Raw genomic sequence first — 15447 nt, forward strand, 5'->3', positions numbered from 1 at the left:
TTCACCACCCAGCGCGTGGGCGGCATGTTCGGCATGTTTTTCAGCGCGGAAAAGGTGGACACCTTTGACCGGGCGATGGCCTGCGACAGCGCCGCGTTCAACCGCTTCTTCCACGCGATGCGCGAGCGCGGCGTATACCTTGCGCCCAGCGCGTTCGAGGCCGGCTTCATGTCCGGTGCGCACGACGACGACGTGATCGCCACCACCATCGACGCGGCGCGCGCCGCCTTCGCCGCGATCTGACCGGCGTCGTGGACGATAAGCCTCAGGCGGGTTCGGGCGGAGGCGATTTCTTTGCCCCCACCCTTCAGCCTGCCAGCCGCGAAGGATGGCGCTTCCGGCTGTACCGGCTGATGTTCCACCACGAGAGCCGCGGCGAGCGCAATTTCGACCTCACGCTGATCGGGGTGATCCTGGCCAGCGTGCTGGTGGTGCTGCTGGACAGCGACCCGGAAATCAAGACGCGCTGGCACTTCCAGCTCTACCTGGCCGAGTGGGTCTTCACCCTGCTGTTCGCGGTGGAGTACGCCGCAAGGGTCTGGGTGGTGCGCGAGCCGCTGCGCTATGCGCGCAGCTTCCTTGGCATCGTCGACCTGCTGGCGATCCTGCCGACCTTCCTGTCGCTGCTGTTCCCCGCCAGCGCGTCGCTGACGGTGATCCGCATCCTGCGGTTGCTGCGCATCTTCCGCGTGCTCAAGCTGGTCAAGTATTCCGACGAAGCCGGCATGCTTTCCCATGCGTTGATCCGCAGCCGGCGCAAGATCCTGATCTTCGTGCTGACCCTGCTCACCATCGCGGTGATCTTCGGCGCCCTGATGTACGTCGTCGAAGGCCCGGAACATGGCTTCGTCAGCATTCCCAGCGGCATGTACTGGGCGGTGGTGACGATGGCGACGGTGGGTTACGGCGACCTTTCGCCTGCCACCGGGTTGGGCCGCTTCCTGGCCTCCATGCTGATCATCATCGGCTACAGCATCATCGTGGTGCCCACCGGCATCTACAGCGCCGAGCTGGCGCGCACGATGCGTTCGCGCGGCCGCGTGCAGTTGCGCTGCCCGCAATGCAGCTTGGGCGAACACGACGACGACGCCTGGTTCTGCCGCAAATGCGGCGAGGCGCTGCCCCCACACGATTGAGGTTCGCGATGACCACGCACCGCCCCTGCACCCTCGCCGTCCACGCCGGCAACCACGCCGACCCCGCTACCGGCGCGGTGGCGCCGCCGATCCACCTGGCCACCACCTTCCGCCATGGCCCCGCTGGCGAGCGCATCGCCGGCTACGAGTACCAGCGCGAGGGCGATCCCACCAACGACCGCCTGCGCGAAGCGCTGGTTGCGCTGGAGGGTGGCGCGACCGCGCTGACCTTCGCATCGGGCATGGCGGCGATGACCACCGCGCTGGAATCGTTGCCCGCCGGCAGCCGGGTGCTGTTCCCCGACGACTGCTACAGCGGCCTGCGCATGCTCTTCAACGAGGTCCTGCCGCAGCGCGGGCTGGTGATCGAAACCGTGGACATGGCCGATCTCGACGCTGTGCGCGCGGCCTGCGCCACGCCGCTGGCGGTGCTGTGGATCGAAACGCCGTCGAACCCGCTGCTGAAGGTCTGCGACATCGCGGCGTTGGCAGAGATCGGCCACGCGGCCGGCGCGCTGGTGGTCGCCGACAACACCTTCGCCACGCCGCTGCTGCAGCGCCCGCTGGCGCTCGGCGCCGACATCGTGATGCACTCCACCACCAAGTATTTCGGTGGCCACAGCGACGTGCTGGGCGGCGCGCTGGTGTTCGCCCGCGACGACGCCTTCGCGAAGCAGGTTGCGCACCGCCTGCATGTCACCGGCGGGGTGCTGGCGCCGTTCAGCGCCTGGCTGATCCTGCGCGGCTGCCGCTCGCTGGGCGCGCGCATGGCGATGCACTGCGCGAACGCACGCAAGCTGGCCGAATTCCTTGCCACGCATCCTGCGGTGGAACGGGTGAACTGGCCGGGGTTGCCCACGCATCCGGACCATGCCGTGGCCGCGAAGCAGATGCGCGATTTCGGCGCAATGCTGAGCGTCGAGCTGCGCGGCGGCCGCGAAGCCGCGCTGGCGGTAGCCGGCAGGTTGCGTATTTTCACCAATGCCACCTCGCTGGGCGGCTGCGAATCGCTGGTGGAACACCGCGCCTCGGTGGAGGGCCCCAACCCGCGTTCGCCGCAGAACCTGCTGCGAATCTCGGTGGGACTGGAAGACGGCGACGACCTGGTCGCCGACTTCCGGCAGGCGTTGGGCTGAGGGGCTCAGCCGGCGACGAACACCTCCAGCGCCCTGCGCAGCCGCGCCAACCCTTCCGCGACATCGGCATCGCCGATGTTGAGCGCCGGCACGAAGCGCAGCACGTCCGGGCCGGCCTGCAGCAACAGCAGGCCTTGCGCGGCGGCAAGATCGCCGATCGCGCCGGCTTTGCCCGCATGCTCCGGCCTGAGCACCGCACCCAGCATCAGGCCACGGCCGCGCACCTCGGCAAACAGGCCAAGGTCGCGGCTGATCGCTTCGATGTCGTCGCGGAGCGCCTGCGACTGCTTCGCTACGTTGGCGGCAATCGCATCGGACCCCAGCCGGCGCAGCGCAACGCGCGCCACCGCCGCCGCCAGCGGGTTGCCGCCGAAGGTGGTGCCGTGGGCGCCGAACTGCATCGCCTGCGCGACCCTGGGGCCAGCTAGCAGCGCGCCAATCGGCATGCCGCCGCCCAAGGCCTTGGCCAGCGTCACGATGTCGGGCGTGACGCCGTCCTGCCAGTGCGCGAACAGCGCGCCGCTGCGGCCCATGCCGCACTGGATCTCGTCCAGCACCAGCAGCGCGTCGTGCCGGTCGCACAGCGCGCGCACCGCCTGCAGGTAACCGGGCGCGGCCGGCATCACCCCGCCCTCGCCCTGCACCGGCTCCAGCATCACCGCGGCCACGTCGCCGCCGACCATCGCCGCTTCCAGCTGGGCGATGTCGTTGAAATCGACGTAGCGGAAACCGCCAGGCAGCGGATCAAAGCCTTCCTGGTACTTGGGTTGCGCGGTAGCGGTGACCGCCGCCAGCGTGCGGCCGTGGAAGCTGCCGCGGAAGGTGACGATGACGCGGCGCTCCGGTCCGCGCCCGTGCGATGCGGCCCATTTGCGCACCAGCTTAATCGCCGCCTCGTTGGCCTCGGCGCCGGAATTGCACAGGAAGGCGCGCTCGGCGAAGCGCGAGGCCGCCACCAGTTCCTGCGCCAGCCGCAGCGGCGGTTCGCTGTAGAACACGTTGCTGGTATGCCAAAGCCTGCCGGCCTGCTCCACCAGCGCGGCGGTCAGTTCGGGGTTGCAGTGGCCGAGACTGCAGACGGCGATGCCGGCGCCGAAGTCCACGTACTCGCGGCCTTCGCTGTCCCAGACGCGCGCACCCTGCCCGCGCTCCAGGATCATCTCGCGCTGGCGGTATACCGGCAGCAGCACGTCGCGACCCAGTGCCAGCAGCTCCTCCACGCTCGTGTCGCGGGCCATCTCACCAGGCCCCCGTGTTCGGCATCGACGCCCACGGCTCCTGCGGCGGCAGTTGGCCGTCCTGCAGCAGCTCCACCGAAATCAGATCCGGCGAGCGCACGAACGCCATGTGGCCGTCGCGCGGCGGACGGTTGATGGTGTAGCCCATGTCCAGCAGGTGCTGGCAGCTGGCGTAGATGTCGGCGACGCGGAACGCAAGGTGGCCGAAGTTGCGGGCGCTGCCGTAGTCCTCGTTGGCGTCCCAATTCCAGGTCAGTTCGATCTCCGCATCCGGGCTCTCGGCGGCCGCAAGGAAGATGAGGGTGAAGCGGCCAGCTTCGTTTTCCATGCGGCGGGTTTCGCGCAGGCCCAGGCCTTCGCAGTAGAAGCGCAGCGACGCTGCGACATCGCGCACGCGCACCATCGTGTGCAGGTATTTCATGGCGGGATTCCACTCGGGGGGATCGCAAGATGATCCCACGAAGCCCGGTTCAGGGATCGATGTAGAGATCCGGCAGCAGCGGCATCGACGGGTCCTGCGCGTAGCCGGACAGGTCGCTGATGCCGGCCTGGCGCAGCACCTGGTCGTCGATCAGGAAGTTGCCGGAAAAGCCGGCGGCCTCGCGGGTCAGCACGGCGTGCGCGGCGTCGCCCATGATCTCGGGCTTGCGGCCGTTGCCGGCGGCAACGCCGGGGATCATGTTCAGCGCATCGGTGGCGATCAGGGTGCGCGGCCACAGCGCGTTCACCGCCACGCCGCGCGGGCCGAATTCGGCGGCCAGGCCCAGGGTGACGAAGCTCATGCCCATCTTCGCCAACGTGTAGGCGGTATGCGGGCCCCACCACTTCGGTTCCAGCGACGGCGGCGGGCACAGGGTGAGGATGTGCGGGTTCGGCGCGTCGAGCAGATGCGGCAGGCAGGCCTGCGCGCACAGGAAGCTGCCACGGCTGTTGACCTGCTGCATCAGGTCGAAGCGCTTCATCGGGGTATCCAGCGTGCCGCGCAGCCAGATCGCGCTGGCGTTGTTGACCAGGATGTCGATGCCGCCGAAGGCATCGACGGTGGCGGCCACCGCGGCGCGCACCTCGTCTTCCTCACGGATGTCGCACTTCAGCGCCAGCGCGCGCCCGCCCGCCTCCTCGACGGCGCGTGCGGCGCTGTGGATGGTGCCGGGCAGCTTGGGATTGGGCACGTCCGACTTGGCGACGATGGCGATGTTGGCGCCGTCGCGCGCAGCGCGCAGCGCGATGGCCAGGCCAATCCCGCGCGAGGCGCCGGTGATGAACAGGGTCTTGCCGGAAAGCGTGGTCATGCGCATTCACCGTGTTGGCGACGAACGGAAGTGTAGCCTCCGCCACCTATAATCCGCCGATGCAAAGCGCGTGGTTCGACAACATCGTCGCGTGGATCGGCGCGCACCCGCAGGCGGCCGGCCTGCTGATCTTCCTGATCGCGTTCAGCGACGCGGTCATCGTGCTGGGCGCCATCGTGCCGGCACTGCCGCTGATGATCGCCATCGGCGTGCTGATCGGCATGGAAGAGATCGCAGGTCCCTACGCGGTGGCCTGCGCCGCGCTGGGCGCCTTCGCCGGCGACAGCCTGAGCTACTGGATCGGCCGCCGCTGGGGCAATGCGCTGCGCGGGGTGTGGCCGTTCAGCCGCTATCCGCAGCTGCTGGATCGCGGCGAAGCGCTGTTCCGGCGCAACGCGGTCAAGAGCATTTTCATCGCCCGCTACGTGGGCGCGGTGCGGCCGTTCGTGCCGGCCATCGCCGGCATGTCGCGGATGCCGCTGCCGCGCTACCTGCAGGCCAGCGGCGTGGCCTGCCTGTCATGGGCGGTGCTGTTCCTGCTGCCGGGCTGGGCGCTGGGCCAGGCCTACGACGCCGTCGCCGCGGTGGCCGACAAGCTGGCGCTGGTGCTGCTGGGCCTGCTGGCGGCGCTGGCGCTGGCCTGGGCCGTGGTGCTGTACAGCTGGCGCTGGTTCGCGATGAACGCCGACAGCCTGCTGGCGCGGCTGCTGCGCTGGAGCCGCCGGCATCCGTGGCTGGGCCGCTATGCCGCGGCGCTGATCGACCGCCGCCGGCCGGAATCGGCGCCGCTGCTGCTGCTCGCGGTCTGCCTGTTCGCGGTGGCATGGCTATGGGCGTGGTTCAGCGCCTCGCTGATGCTGCGCGGCGGTCCGCTGCTGGCAGACCACGACGTGCACGCGCTGATGTTCACCCTGCGCAATCCGCTGGCCGACCGGATGATGGCCACGCTGGCGGCGATCGGCAGCGCGCCCGTCCTGGGGCTGGCCTCGATGTCGGCGATGCTGTGGCTGCTGTGGCGGCGGCGCTGGAAGGCGGCGGTGCACTGGCTGATCGCCATCGCGGTGGGGCTGGGGCTGACCGAAGGACTGGAGGCGCTGGTCGACATGCCGCGCCCGCCCACCGCTGCGGCGGGCTTCGGCTTCCCGTCGGTGGCGGTGACCATGACCACGGTGGTGTTCGGCTTCTTCGCGGTGCTGATCGCGCGCGAGCTGCCGGGCCGGCAGCGGGTCTGGCCCTACCTGCTCACCGGGATAGCCACTGCGCTGGTCGGCTTCGCCCGCCTGTACCTGGGCGCGCACTGGCTGTCGGACATCGTCGGCGGGGTGCTGCTGGGCGCGCTGTGGGTGCTGCTGATCGGCATCGCCTACCGCAGCCACAGCGAGCGCTCCTTCTGGATGCGCCCGCTGGGCTGGACCTTCTACGGCAGCTTCCTGCTCGCCGCGCTCTGGTACGCGCCGCGCAGCGCACCGCAGACGCTGGCGCAGTTCGAGCCGCCGCCGCCCGTGCAGGCGCTGGACGCACGCCGCTGGCAGGCGCAGGGGCTCGGCGAGGATCACCAGCGCTTCGACCTGGAAATCGCCGGCGACATCGAAATGTTGCGCCAGCGCCTGCAGGCGCGGGGCTGGCGGGTGCAGCCGGCGGCGGACTGGGTGGCTGCGCTCGGGCTGCTGGATGACGACCTGTCGCCGGCGCAGCGCCCGGTGCTGCCGCTGGCACTGGATGCACATCCCGAGCGGCTGCTGCTGCGACGCGCGGATCGCAACGATCCCGAGCGCATCGAAGTGCTGCGCATCTGGCCGGCGCCGGTGCGGCTGGACGACGGCAGCCAGCTGTGGGTGGCCCGCTACGACGTGATGCAGCTGCGCCGCCGGCTGTACCTGCTGAACCTGTGGAAGCCGGATCCGCCGGCGCATGCGCTGCCGGCCGACCTGCAGGCGCTGGACAATCCACCGGCGCTGCGGGTGCTGGCGCATCCGCGCTGAACGCGAATCCTGCCGGCGCAGGAGCGCTCCATACTCGCCCTGCTTGAACCCTTTCCCGCGCGGGGAAAAGATCCGGAACGGGGATTCAGAGCGCGGCGAAAAACCGGCGCGGCGCGCCGTCAAAGCCGCCGTTGGACATGAACACCACATGGTCGCCGGCGCGCACGATGCCGCCCAGCGCGGCCAGCAGCGCATCGGCGTCGGCGACGGCATGGCCTTCGCCGCGCAGCGCCGCGATCACCTTGCCGGCATCCCACGGCAGCTCCGGCCGGGCGAGGAACACCACCGCGTCGGCGAGATCCAGCGACGGCGCCAGCGCATCGGCGTGCGCGCCCAGGCGCATCGAATTGCTGCGTGGCTCCATCGCCACCACGATGCGGGCATCGCCCACCTTCGCCCGCAGCCCGGAAAGCGTGGTCGCAATGGCGGTGGGATGATGGGCGAAGTCGTCATACACGGTGACGCCAGCGTGCGCGCCGATCACCTCCAGCCGTCGCTTCACGCTGTGGAAGCCCGACAGCGCCGGCATGACCGTCGCGACGTCCACGCCCACGGCCGCGCAAGCCGCCAGCGCAGCCAGGCCGTTCAGCACGTTGTGGTCGCCCAGCAGCGGCCAGTCGACCACGCCCAGTTCTTCACCCCGATGGGACACCGCGAACGCGCTGCCGTCCTCGGCCAGCTTGCGCGCGCTCCATTCGAACGCGGGATCGAAGCCGAACCGCTCCACCGGCGTCCAGCAGCCCATCGCCAGCACTTCACGCAGGTGCGCGTCGTGGCCGTTGACGATCAACCGGCCACGCCCGGGCACGGTGCGCACCAGATGGTGGAACTGGCGCTGGATCGCGGCCACGTCGGGGAAGATGTCGGCGTGGTCGTATTCCAGATTGTTGAGGATGGCGACCAGCGGGCGGTAGTGGACGAACTTGCTGCGCTTGTCGAAAAAAGCCGTGTCGTACTCGTCCGCCTCGACCACGAATTCGCGGCCCGTGCCCACCCGCGCCGACACGCCGAAGTCCTCGGCCACGCCACCGATCAGGAACCCAGGCTCGCGGCCAGCGGCCTGCAGCAGGTAGGCCAGGATCGTCGTCGTCGTGGTCTTGCCGTGGGTGCCGGCCACCGCCAGGGTGTCGCGGCCCGGCAGCACGCGCTCGCTCAGCCACTGCGCGCCGGAGGTGTACTTCAACCCGGCATCAAGCACGTGCTCCACCGCCGGGTTGCCGCGCGAAAGGGCGTTGCCGACGATGATTTCATCGCAATCGCCGGCGATGTTGCCGGCGGCATAACCCTGCTGCAGCGCGATGCCCAGCTGCTCGAGCTGGGTGGACATCGGCGGGTAGATATTGGCGTCGCTGCCTTCGACGGCATGGCCGAGTTCGCGCGCCAGCGCTGCCACGCCGCCCATGAAGGTGCCGGCGATGCCGAGGATGTGGAGTTTCATCTGACTGCTCCGGGAGGGGAGCAGGTCGGCGGGGCACCGGCCCCGCAAGTCGCTCCCCGATACTCGCTTGGTTGCGGGGCCGGTGCCCCGCCGACCCGCTCATCGCGGGCCGCACGCCCCACGTTGCGTCGGCTTCAGCCTACGTCGTGCCCGGGTTGGATCGCCTCGATGATGCGGGCGAACACATCGTCCAGCGAACCGACGCCGTCCACCACGGTCAGCTGGCCGTGCTGGCGGTAATAGTCGATCACCGGCGCGGTCTTCTCGTCGTACACGTTCAGGCGGTGGCGCACCGATTCGGGGGTGTCGTCGGCGCGGCCCTCGGCCTTGGCCCGGCCGGCCAGGCGCTCGATGATCTGCTCGTTGTCCACCGCCAGCTGCACCGCGGCATCGAACTTCTGGCCCAGGCTGGCCAGCAGTTCATCCAGCGCAGCGGCCTGCGCCAGGTTGCGCGGGTAGCCGTCGAGGATGAAGCCGGCGCGGGTGTCTTCCTGCGAGAAGCGCGATCGCAGCATGCCCAGCAGGATCTCGTCGCTGACCAGATCGCCGCGTGCCATCACTTCCTTGGCCTGCAGCCCCAGCGGGGTGCCGGCGGCCACCTCGGCGCGCAGCAGGTCGCCGGTGGAAATGTGCGGAACCTGCAGATGTTCCTTGAGTCGCGTCGCCTGGGTGCCCTTGCCGGAACCCGGCGCGCCCAACAGAACCAATCGCATCGAATCACTCCAGTAATGGACAGGCGGGGCGGCGTTAGACTGCACCCGAACCCCCGCTACCCGGCCAGCTTAACGCATCCGGCCGCCGTCTCAGACCCATTCCGAAGGATTTTCCATGCCTGCCGGCACCCTGCTGTACGCCCAGAGCGGCGGCGTCACCGCCGTCATCAACGCCACCGCCTCCGCCGTGCTGCAGGCCGCCCGCGCCCGCAAGGTGCCGGTCCTGGCCGCCCGCAACGGCATCCTCGGGGCGCTGCGCGAAGAGCTGCTGGACACCTCCACGCTGACCGCCGCCGAGGTCAGGGGCCTGGCGCATACCCCGGGCGGCGCGTTCGGCAGCTGCCGGCTCAAGCTCAAGTCGCTGACCGACGACCGGGCGAAGTACGAGCGCCTGCTGGAGGTGTTCCGCGCCCATGACGTGCGCTGGTTCCTCTACAACGGCGGCAACGACTCCGCCGATACCGCGCTGAAGGTCTCGCAGCTGGCGGAGGAGTTCGGCTATCCGCTGACCTGCGTGGGCGTGCCGAAGACGGTGGACAACGACCTGGCCGTGACCGACTGCTGCCCGGGCTTCGGCTCGGCGGCCAAGTACACCGCGGTGTCGGTGCGCGAATGCGCGCTGGACGTGGCGGCGATGGCGGAAACCTCCACCAAGGTGTTCGTCTACGAGGCGATGGGCCGCCACGCCGGCTGGCTGGCAGCGGCGGCGGGACTGGCCGGCGAAGGCAGGGACGAGGCGCCGCACCTGATCCTGTTTCCCGAGCGGCCGTTCGACGAGGTGGATTTCCTGTCCCGCGTGGACGCCGTGGTCAAGCGCGTCGGCTACTGCGTAGTGGTCGCCAGCGAGGGCATCCGCACCGCCGACGGCAGCTTCGTTGCCGATGCCGGCGGCGGCAGGGACAGCTTCGGCCACACCCAGCTGGGCGGGGTGGCCTCGCATCTGGCCGGGCGGGTCAAGGATGCGCTGGGCTACAAGGTGCACTGGGCGCTTCCCGACTATCTGCAACGCTCGGCCCGTCACCTGGCCAGCGCCACCGACCTGGAGCAGGCGCTGGCGGTGGGTCGGGCCGCGGTTGATTGCGCGCTGTCCGGCCAGAACGCGGTGATGCCGGTGATCGTCCGCGACAGCGACGCACCGTATCGCTGGCATATCGACATCGCCCCGCTGGCGCGCATCGCCAACCACGAGAAAACCATGCCGAAAGGCTTCATCCGCGCGGACGGCCAGGGCATCACCGCGGCCGCGCGCCGCTACCTGACCCCGCTGGTTGCAGGGGAAGCCTACCCGCCGTTTGGCCGGGATGGACTGCCGGATTACGTTGTACCCAAACTGCGGCAGGTGCGTCGCCGGCTTCCGGGCTGGAGCGACTGACCGCCTCCGGTTTAAACTCATCACCGCGCGTATTTCGCGACGCCCATCACATTCAACGGGGACACCATGAAGATTGCTTTCGCCGCCGCTGCCATCCTGGCCTTGGCTGTTGCCAGCTCGCCCGCGCAGGCCCAGTTCAGCAAGAAGAAGAACGACCCGCAGGGCTCCGCTGGCGGTGCCAGCGCAAAGAACACAGCTGCCAACCTTGAATCCTGCGACGAGCCGATGGGCACGGTTGCCGTGGTCGAGGAACAGGAAGGCGACTGGTACCGCTACCTGACCACCGACCTGCGCCTGCCGTCCACCGTCCCGGTGATCCGCATGCTGATCCAGCAGTCCAACTGCTTCGTCGTGGTCGAGCGCGGTAGGGCTATGCGCAACATGATGCAGGAGCGCGCGCTGGAGGACAGCGGCGAGATCCGCGGCGGCAGCAACTTCGGCAAGGGTCAGATGGTTGCCGCCGACTACACCGTCAGCCCCAGCATCAACTTCTCCCAGAGCAACGCCGGCGGCATCGGTGGTGCGCTGAGTTCGTTCGGCGGCAAGCTGGGCGTGGTCGGGGCGCTGGCCGGCGGGCTGAAGTTCGGCAAGGCCGAAACCATGCTGACCATGATCGACAACCGCTCGGGCGTGCAGATCGGCGTGGCGATGGGCTCGTCGAAGAAGACCAGCTTCGGCATCGGTGGCGCCGGCTTCGGTGGCAGTGGCTTTGGTGCGATCGGCGGCTACAGCAATACGCCGGAGGGCAAGACCATCCTTGCCGCGTTCGGCGACGCCTACAACAACCTTGTGCGCGCCATGCGCGACTACAAACCGCAGCAGGTCAAGGGCGGCCTGGGCAAGGGCGGCACGCTCAAGGTCGGCGACTGACCACGCTCCTTCGCAACACGGTTTACCGCGAACGCCCGGCCTGACCGGGCGTTTGCTTTTTGCACATGCCCGCTACGTGCGATGCTTGCGCGCATGCCGATCCTGCAGGTCAAAGCCAAGCCCAACAGCCGCGTTTCCGCGCTCACCCAGCAGGACGACGGCACATGGCTGGCGCAGCTGAAATCGCCGCCGGTCGATGGCAAGGCGAATGCGGAATTGATCGAATTGGTGGCGCGCACTTTCGGCTGCGCGAAGTCGACCATCGCCATCAAGACCGGCGCCGGCAGCAAGCTCAAGCGGGTGGTGGTGCCGGACTGAGTGGCGCTCAGCGGCAGCCTTTGCCTTCCATCGCCATGGCTACCGCATACTGCGGGATTGCCGCCAGCTGGCCTGCCGCCGCGGCGTTCAGTCCGTCCTTGAGGTAGACGCGGGCCTTGCCTTGCGCATCCATTTTCGGCGCAGCGTTGCCTGCCGGCTTGCGCCATACCCGCACCACGGCCTGTTGCGAGGGGCAGGCCGCGCTGGGTACGCGGATCAAGTCATTCAATACCCACCCTGCCGCATCCGATTTCGGCGCCTGCTGCCGCAGCGCCGCGCGTGGCTGGCAGCGCGCGCCGGTGCGCACCATGGCCAGCGCGTAGGGCGCAACGGCATCTCCGGTGAAGCGGCCTTCCAGCCGCGTGCAGGCTTCGGGAATGGTGCGCAGGGTATGCGCCACGCCCACGGCCTGTGGCGCGGCGGGGGCGCGCTGGATTTCCGGGGCACGATCGCCCGCAATGGCCAAGGACGCGGCGAGCAGGCCGGCGCAGAACGTGTGCAGTCGCAGCATCGGAACAGCCTCGGCAACACGGATCGGATGGCCAGACTGGCACGCGCCGGCTGAATCGCGCCGTCATCCGGGCCTGCGCGGGGCCGAACGCAATGGGCCTCCGCCCCGGCCCTCGCACAGCGGCTCACGCCTGCCGGTCGTGTATGCGATAGTCGGACGTCGCCCGCCCACGGGTGGGCACGACAACCTGATGTCTTCCATTCGAACACTCCGGGGAGGGGTTTCATGCTGGAGCAATATGGTTTGGTGTTGGCGCTGGCCAGCGCCGTGATCGCGATCCTCTATGGCCTTTGGGCCGCTGCGTGGATCAACAAACAACCCGCGGGCAACGAACGAATGCAGGAGATCGCCGGCGCGATCCAGGAAGGCGCGCGCGCCTACCTCAACCGCCAGTACACGACGATTTCCGTGGTCGGCGTGGTGCTGCTGGCGCTGATCGGGATCTTCATCGGCTGGCATACCGCGATCGGCTTCCTGATCGGCGCGGTGCTCTCGGGCGCAGCCGGCTACATCGGCATGAACGTCTCGGTGCGCGCCAACGTGCGCACCGCCGAAGCCGCCCGCAGCGGCATCGGCCCGGCCATGGACGTCGCCTTCAAGGGCGGCGCGATCACCGGCATGCTGGTGGTGGGGTTGGGCCTGCTGGGCGTGGCCGGCTACTACAGCCTGCTCACCGGCTATCTCAACGCCAAGCCGGACGAAGCGCTGCACGCGCTGGTCGGGCTGGCGTTCGGCAGCTCGCTGATCTCGATCTTCGCGCGCTTGGGCGGCGGCATCTTCACCAAGGGCGCCGACGTCGGCGCCGACCTGGTGGGCAAGGTCGAAGCCGGCATTCCCGAGGATGACCCGCGCAACCCGGCGGTGATCGCCGACAACGTCGGCGACAACGTCGGCGACTGCGCCGGCATGGCCGCCGACCTGTTCGAGACCTACGCGGTCACCGTCATCGCCACCATGCTGCTGGGTGGGCTGATGGTCGCTACCGTCGGCCAGCATGCGGTGTTGTACCCGCTGGTGCTGGGCGGCGCCTCGATCATCGCTTCGATCATCGGCACGTTCTTCGTGAAGGTGAGCGGCAGCAGCCCCAACATCATGGGCGCGCTGTACCGCGGCGTGATCGTGTCCGCCGTGCTGGCGGCGGTGGCGTTCTATCCGATCACCACCCAGCTGATGGCGGATTCGTCCTATGGCGCGATGAACCTGTACGGGTGCGCGCTGATCGGGCTGGTGCTGACCGGGGTGATCGTGTGGATCACCGAGTACTACACCGGCACCCAATACAAACCTGTCAAGCACGTGGCGCAGGCCTCCACCACCGGCCACGGCACCAACATCATCGCCGGCCTCGGCGTGTCGATGAAGTCGACCGCGCTGCCGGTGCTGGCGGTGTGCGCATCGATCCTCGGCGCGTTCGAACTGGGCGGGCTGTACGGGATTGCGATTGCCGCCACCGCCATGCTGTCGATGGCCGGCATGATCGTGGCGCTGGACGCCTATGGCCCGATCACCGACAACGCCGGCGGCATCGCCGAGATGGCGGAGCTGCCGCCGGAAGTGCGCGCTGTGACCGACCCGCTGGACGCGGTGGGCAACACCACCAAGGCCGTCACCAAGGGTTACGCCATCGGTTCGGCCGCGCTGGCCGCGCTGGTCCTGTTCGCGGACTACACCCACAACCTGCAGGCCGCGCATCCGGGCGTCAGCTTCACCTTCGATCTGTCCAACCACATGGTGATCATCGGGTTGCTGATCGGCGGCCTGATTCCCTACCTGTTCGGTGCGATGGCGATGGAAGCCGTCGGCCGTGCGGCGGGCAGCGTGGTGGAGGAAGTGCGCCGCCAGTTCCGCGACATCAAGGGCATCATGGAAGGCACCGCCAAGCCGGACTACAGCCGCGCCGTGGACATGCTGACCAAGTCGGCGATCAAGGAAATGATCGTGCCCTCCCTGCTGCCGGTCGCGGTGCCGGTGGTGGTGGGCCTGGCGCTGGGCCCGCAGGCGCTGGGCGGGCTGCTGATCGGCACCATTGTCACCGGCATCTTCGTGGCGATCTCGATGACCACCGGCGGCGGCGCCTGGGACAACGCCAAGAAGTACATCGAGGACGGCCACTTCGGCGGCAAGGGTTCCGAGGCGCACAAGGCCGCGGTGACCGGCGATACCGTCGGCGATCCCTACAAGGACACCGCAGGCCCTGCGGTGAACCCGCTGATCAAGATCATCAACATCGTGGCGCTGATGATCGTGCCGCTGCTGCCGATCAACGCCGGCAACAGCGAGGCGGCGCCGGTAGCGGTGTCCGCGCCGGTGATGCAGGCCACGCCAGGCTCGACGTTGCCGGTGGCCGAACCCGCCGCAGAAGCCGCGCCGGAGTCGGCGCAATAAGATTCGAACACCGCAGCAAGACAAGAACGGCGACCGCAAGGTCGCCGTTTTTTTGCCCGCAGCTGCGGCGTTTGCGCATCGCGCGGAATACCCGCTGCGGAAACGACAAAGGCCGCCCGGAGGCGGCCTTTGCATGGTGCGGATGATGCGCGGGCTTACTTGGCCAGGCGCGCCGCGATGGCCGCGCCCAGGTCGCCCGGCGACTTCACGGTGGTCACGCCCGCGGCTTCCATCGCCGCGAACTTGCCCTCGGCCGTGCCGGAGCCACCGGAGGCGATCGCACCCGCGTGGCCCATGCGCTTGCCCTTCGGCGCCGAGGCACCGGCGATGAAACCGACCACCGGCTTCTTGACGTGGTTCTTGATGTACTCGGCGCCGGCTTCCTCCGCCGCACCGCCGATCTCGCCGACCATGATGATGCCTTCGGTCTGCGGATCCTCGTTGAACAGCTTCAGGCAGTCGACGAAGTTCAAGCCGTTGATCGGGTCGCCGCCGATGCCGATGACGGTGGACTGGCCGAGGCCGGCAGCGGTGGTCTGCTTCACGGCTTCGTAGGTCAGCGTGCCCGAGCGGCTGACGATGCCGATCTTGCCTGGCATGTGGATGTGGCCCGGCATGATGCCGATCTTGCACTCGCCCGGGGTGATGATGCCGGGGCAGTTGGGGCCGACCAGCACCACGTCCGGATGCGCCTTGAGCACGTTCTTGACGCGCAGCATGTCCAGCACCGGGATGCCTTCGGTGATGCAGACGATGACCTTGATGCCGGCAGCCGCGGCTTCCAGGATCGCGTCGGCCGCGAACGGCGGTGGCACGTAGATCACCGAGGCATTGGCGCCGGTGGCGGCCACCGCTTCGGCCACGGTGTTGAACACCGGCAGCTCGATGTGGGTGGTGCCGCCCTTGCCGGGCGTGACGCCGCCGACGACCTGGGTGCCGTATTCCACCATCTGGGTGGCGTGGAAGGTGCCCTGCTGGCCGGTGAAGCCCTGCACGATCACCTTGGTGTTCTTGTTGATCAAGACGGACATTTCTGGAAGTTCCTTCGCTGTTCGG

The 15447-nt window shown here is 68.8% G+C and carries 15 protein-coding genes (1 of these 15 only partly in view); 8 read left to right on the forward strand and 7 right to left on the reverse strand.

Features of this window, described 5'->3' with window-relative positions; all coding sequences use genetic code 11:
• The 3 genes in view from hemL to G582_RS0106790 are tightly spaced (at most 8 nt apart) and all read left to right on the forward strand, a layout consistent with a single transcriptional unit that may run on beyond the window.
• Nucleotides 1-243, forward strand: the final stretch of a protein-coding gene (gene hemL / locus G582_RS0106780) for a glutamate-1-semialdehyde 2,1-aminomutase (protein ID WP_028839193.1). 1041 nt of this gene lie to the left of the window's left edge; 243 of the gene's 1284 nt are visible here — the last part of the coding sequence; the start codon falls outside the window, past its left edge; its stop codon occupies nucleotides 241-243.
• An 8-nt stretch (nucleotides 244-251) separates the two neighbouring features.
• Nucleotides 252-1136 carry an ion transporter gene (locus G582_RS15790; protein WP_051246915.1) on the forward strand — a complete coding sequence of 295 codons (885 nt, stop codon included), beginning with the start codon at nucleotides 252-254 and terminating at the stop codon, nucleotides 1134-1136.
• An 8-nt stretch (nucleotides 1137-1144) separates the two neighbouring features.
• Nucleotides 1145-2272, forward strand: a complete 1128-nt coding sequence (locus G582_RS0106790) for a trans-sulfuration enzyme family protein (protein WP_038053236.1) — start codon at nucleotides 1145-1147, stop codon at nucleotides 2270-2272.
• A gap of 5 nt (nucleotides 2273-2277) precedes the next feature.
• On the opposite strand, the gene G582_RS0106795 is transcribed toward G582_RS0106790, so the two are convergent.
• From G582_RS0106795 to G582_RS0106805, 3 genes are read right to left on the reverse strand one after another with little or no spacing between them, the layout of a single operon-like run.
• A complete protein-coding gene (locus G582_RS0106795) occupies nucleotides 2278-3510 on the reverse strand; it encodes an acetylornithine transaminase (protein WP_028839195.1) in 1233 nt (410 codons plus the stop codon).
• A gap of 1 nt (nucleotide 3511) precedes the next feature.
• On the reverse strand, nucleotides 3512-3931 hold the full coding sequence (locus G582_RS0106800; protein WP_028839196.1) for a VOC family protein: 420 nt from the start codon (nucleotides 3929-3931) through the stop codon (nucleotides 3512-3514).
• Between the two features lie 49 nt (nucleotides 3932-3980).
• On the reverse strand, nucleotides 3981-4802 hold the full coding sequence (locus tag G582_RS0106805) for an SDR family oxidoreductase (protein ID WP_028839197.1): 822 nt from the start codon (nucleotides 4800-4802) through the stop codon (nucleotides 3981-3983).
• A gap of 59 nt (nucleotides 4803-4861) precedes the next feature.
• Between G582_RS0106805 and G582_RS15795 the strand changes: the two genes are divergently transcribed.
• A complete protein-coding gene (locus tag G582_RS15795; RefSeq protein ID WP_156880335.1) occupies nucleotides 4862-6784 on the forward strand; it encodes a bifunctional DedA family/phosphatase PAP2 family protein in 1923 nt (640 codons plus the stop codon).
• Nucleotides 6785-6869: 85 nt separating this feature from the next.
• Here G582_RS15795 and mpl read toward each other — a convergent pair whose 3' ends face one another.
• Nucleotides 6870-8222 carry a UDP-N-acetylmuramate:L-alanyl-gamma-D-glutamyl-meso-diaminopimelate ligase gene (mpl, locus tag G582_RS0106815; protein ID WP_038053239.1) on the reverse strand — a complete coding sequence of 451 codons (1353 nt, stop codon included), beginning with the start codon at nucleotides 8220-8222 and terminating at the stop codon, nucleotides 6870-6872.
• Nucleotides 8223-8356: 134 nt separating this feature from the next.
• A complete protein-coding gene (locus G582_RS0106820; RefSeq protein WP_028839199.1) occupies nucleotides 8357-8935 on the reverse strand; it encodes an adenylate kinase in 579 nt (192 codons plus the stop codon).
• 115 nt (nucleotides 8936-9050) lie between these two features.
• On the opposite strand from G582_RS0106820, the gene G582_RS0106825 reads away from it, so the two are divergent.
• From G582_RS0106825 to G582_RS0106835, 3 genes are all read left to right on the forward strand, one after another.
• Nucleotides 9051-10307 carry a 6-phosphofructokinase gene (locus tag G582_RS0106825; RefSeq protein WP_028839200.1) on the forward strand — a complete coding sequence of 419 codons (1257 nt, stop codon included), beginning with the start codon at nucleotides 9051-9053 and terminating at the stop codon, nucleotides 10305-10307.
• Between the two features lie 66 nt (nucleotides 10308-10373).
• Nucleotides 10374-11177: a CsgG/HfaB family protein gene (locus G582_RS0106830; protein ID WP_028839201.1), complete on the forward strand. Its 804-nt coding sequence runs from the start codon at nucleotides 10374-10376 to the stop codon at nucleotides 11175-11177.
• 93 nt (nucleotides 11178-11270) lie between these two features.
• Nucleotides 11271-11495, forward strand: a complete 225-nt coding sequence (locus G582_RS0106835; RefSeq protein ID WP_028839202.1) for a DUF167 domain-containing protein — start codon at nucleotides 11271-11273, stop codon at nucleotides 11493-11495.
• A 7-nt stretch (nucleotides 11496-11502) separates the two neighbouring features.
• Here G582_RS0106835 and G582_RS0106840 read toward each other — a convergent pair whose 3' ends face one another.
• Nucleotides 11503-12006, reverse strand: coding sequence for a hypothetical protein (locus G582_RS0106840; RefSeq protein WP_028839203.1), 504 nt, complete (start codon nucleotides 12004-12006; stop codon nucleotides 11503-11505).
• Between the two features lie 225 nt (nucleotides 12007-12231).
• Here G582_RS0106840 and G582_RS15800 point away from each other — a divergent pair, with 225 nt between their 5' ends.
• A complete protein-coding gene (locus G582_RS15800) occupies nucleotides 12232-14391 on the forward strand; it encodes a sodium-translocating pyrophosphatase (RefSeq protein ID WP_083961042.1) in 2160 nt (719 codons plus the stop codon).
• Nucleotides 14392-14546: 155 nt separating this feature from the next.
• On the opposite strand, the gene sucD is transcribed toward G582_RS15800, so the two are convergent.
• Complete coding sequence (gene sucD / locus G582_RS0106850; protein ID WP_028839204.1) at nucleotides 14547-15422, reverse strand: succinate--CoA ligase subunit alpha; 876 nt, start codon at nucleotides 15420-15422, stop codon at nucleotides 14547-14549.
• Between the last annotated feature and the right edge of the window lie 25 nt (nucleotides 15423-15447).

The sequence above is a fragment of the Thermomonas fusca DSM 15424 genome, assembly GCF_000423885.1.
Classification (GTDB): domain Bacteria; phylum Pseudomonadota; class Gammaproteobacteria; order Xanthomonadales; family Xanthomonadaceae; genus Thermomonas; species Thermomonas fusca.

Bases quoted from the DNA above. Each gene is read 5' to 3' on its own strand.
- G582_RS0106790 (WP_038053236.1), top strand. From the start codon at position 1,145: ATGACCACGCACCGCCCCTGCACCCTCGCCGTCCACGCCGGCAACCAC.
- G582_RS0106795 (WP_028839195.1), bottom strand. From the start codon at position 3,510: ATGGCCCGCGACACGAGCGTGGAGGAGCTGCTGGCACTGGGTCGCGAC.
- G582_RS0106800 (WP_028839196.1), bottom strand. From the start codon at position 3,931: ATGAAATACCTGCACACGATGGTGCGCGTGCGCGATGTCGCAGCGTCG.
- G582_RS0106805 (WP_028839197.1), bottom strand. From the start codon at position 4,802: ATGACCACGCTTTCCGGCAAGACCCTGTTCATCACCGGCGCCTCGCGC.
- G582_RS15795 (WP_156880335.1), top strand. From the start codon at position 4,862: ATGCAAAGCGCGTGGTTCGACAACATCGTCGCGTGGATCGGCGCGCAC.
- mpl (WP_038053239.1), bottom strand. From the start codon at position 8,222: ATGAAACTCCACATCCTCGGCATCGCCGGCACCTTCATGGGCGGCGTG.
- G582_RS0106820 (WP_028839199.1), bottom strand. From the start codon at position 8,935: ATGCGATTGGTTCTGTTGGGCGCGCCGGGTTCCGGCAAGGGCACCCAG.
- G582_RS0106825 (WP_028839200.1), top strand. From the start codon at position 9,051: ATGCCTGCCGGCACCCTGCTGTACGCCCAGAGCGGCGGCGTCACCGCC.
- G582_RS0106830 (WP_028839201.1), top strand. From the start codon at position 10,374: ATGAAGATTGCTTTCGCCGCCGCTGCCATCCTGGCCTTGGCTGTTGCC.
- G582_RS0106835 (WP_028839202.1), top strand. From the start codon at position 11,271: ATGCCGATCCTGCAGGTCAAAGCCAAGCCCAACAGCCGCGTTTCCGCG.
- G582_RS0106840 (WP_028839203.1), bottom strand. From the start codon at position 12,006: ATGCTGCGACTGCACACGTTCTGCGCCGGCCTGCTCGCCGCGTCCTTG.
- G582_RS15800 (WP_083961042.1), top strand. From the start codon at position 12,232: ATGCTGGAGCAATATGGTTTGGTGTTGGCGCTGGCCAGCGCCGTGATC.
- sucD (WP_028839204.1), bottom strand. From the start codon at position 15,422: ATGTCCGTCTTGATCAACAAGAACACCAAGGTGATCGTGCAGGGCTTC.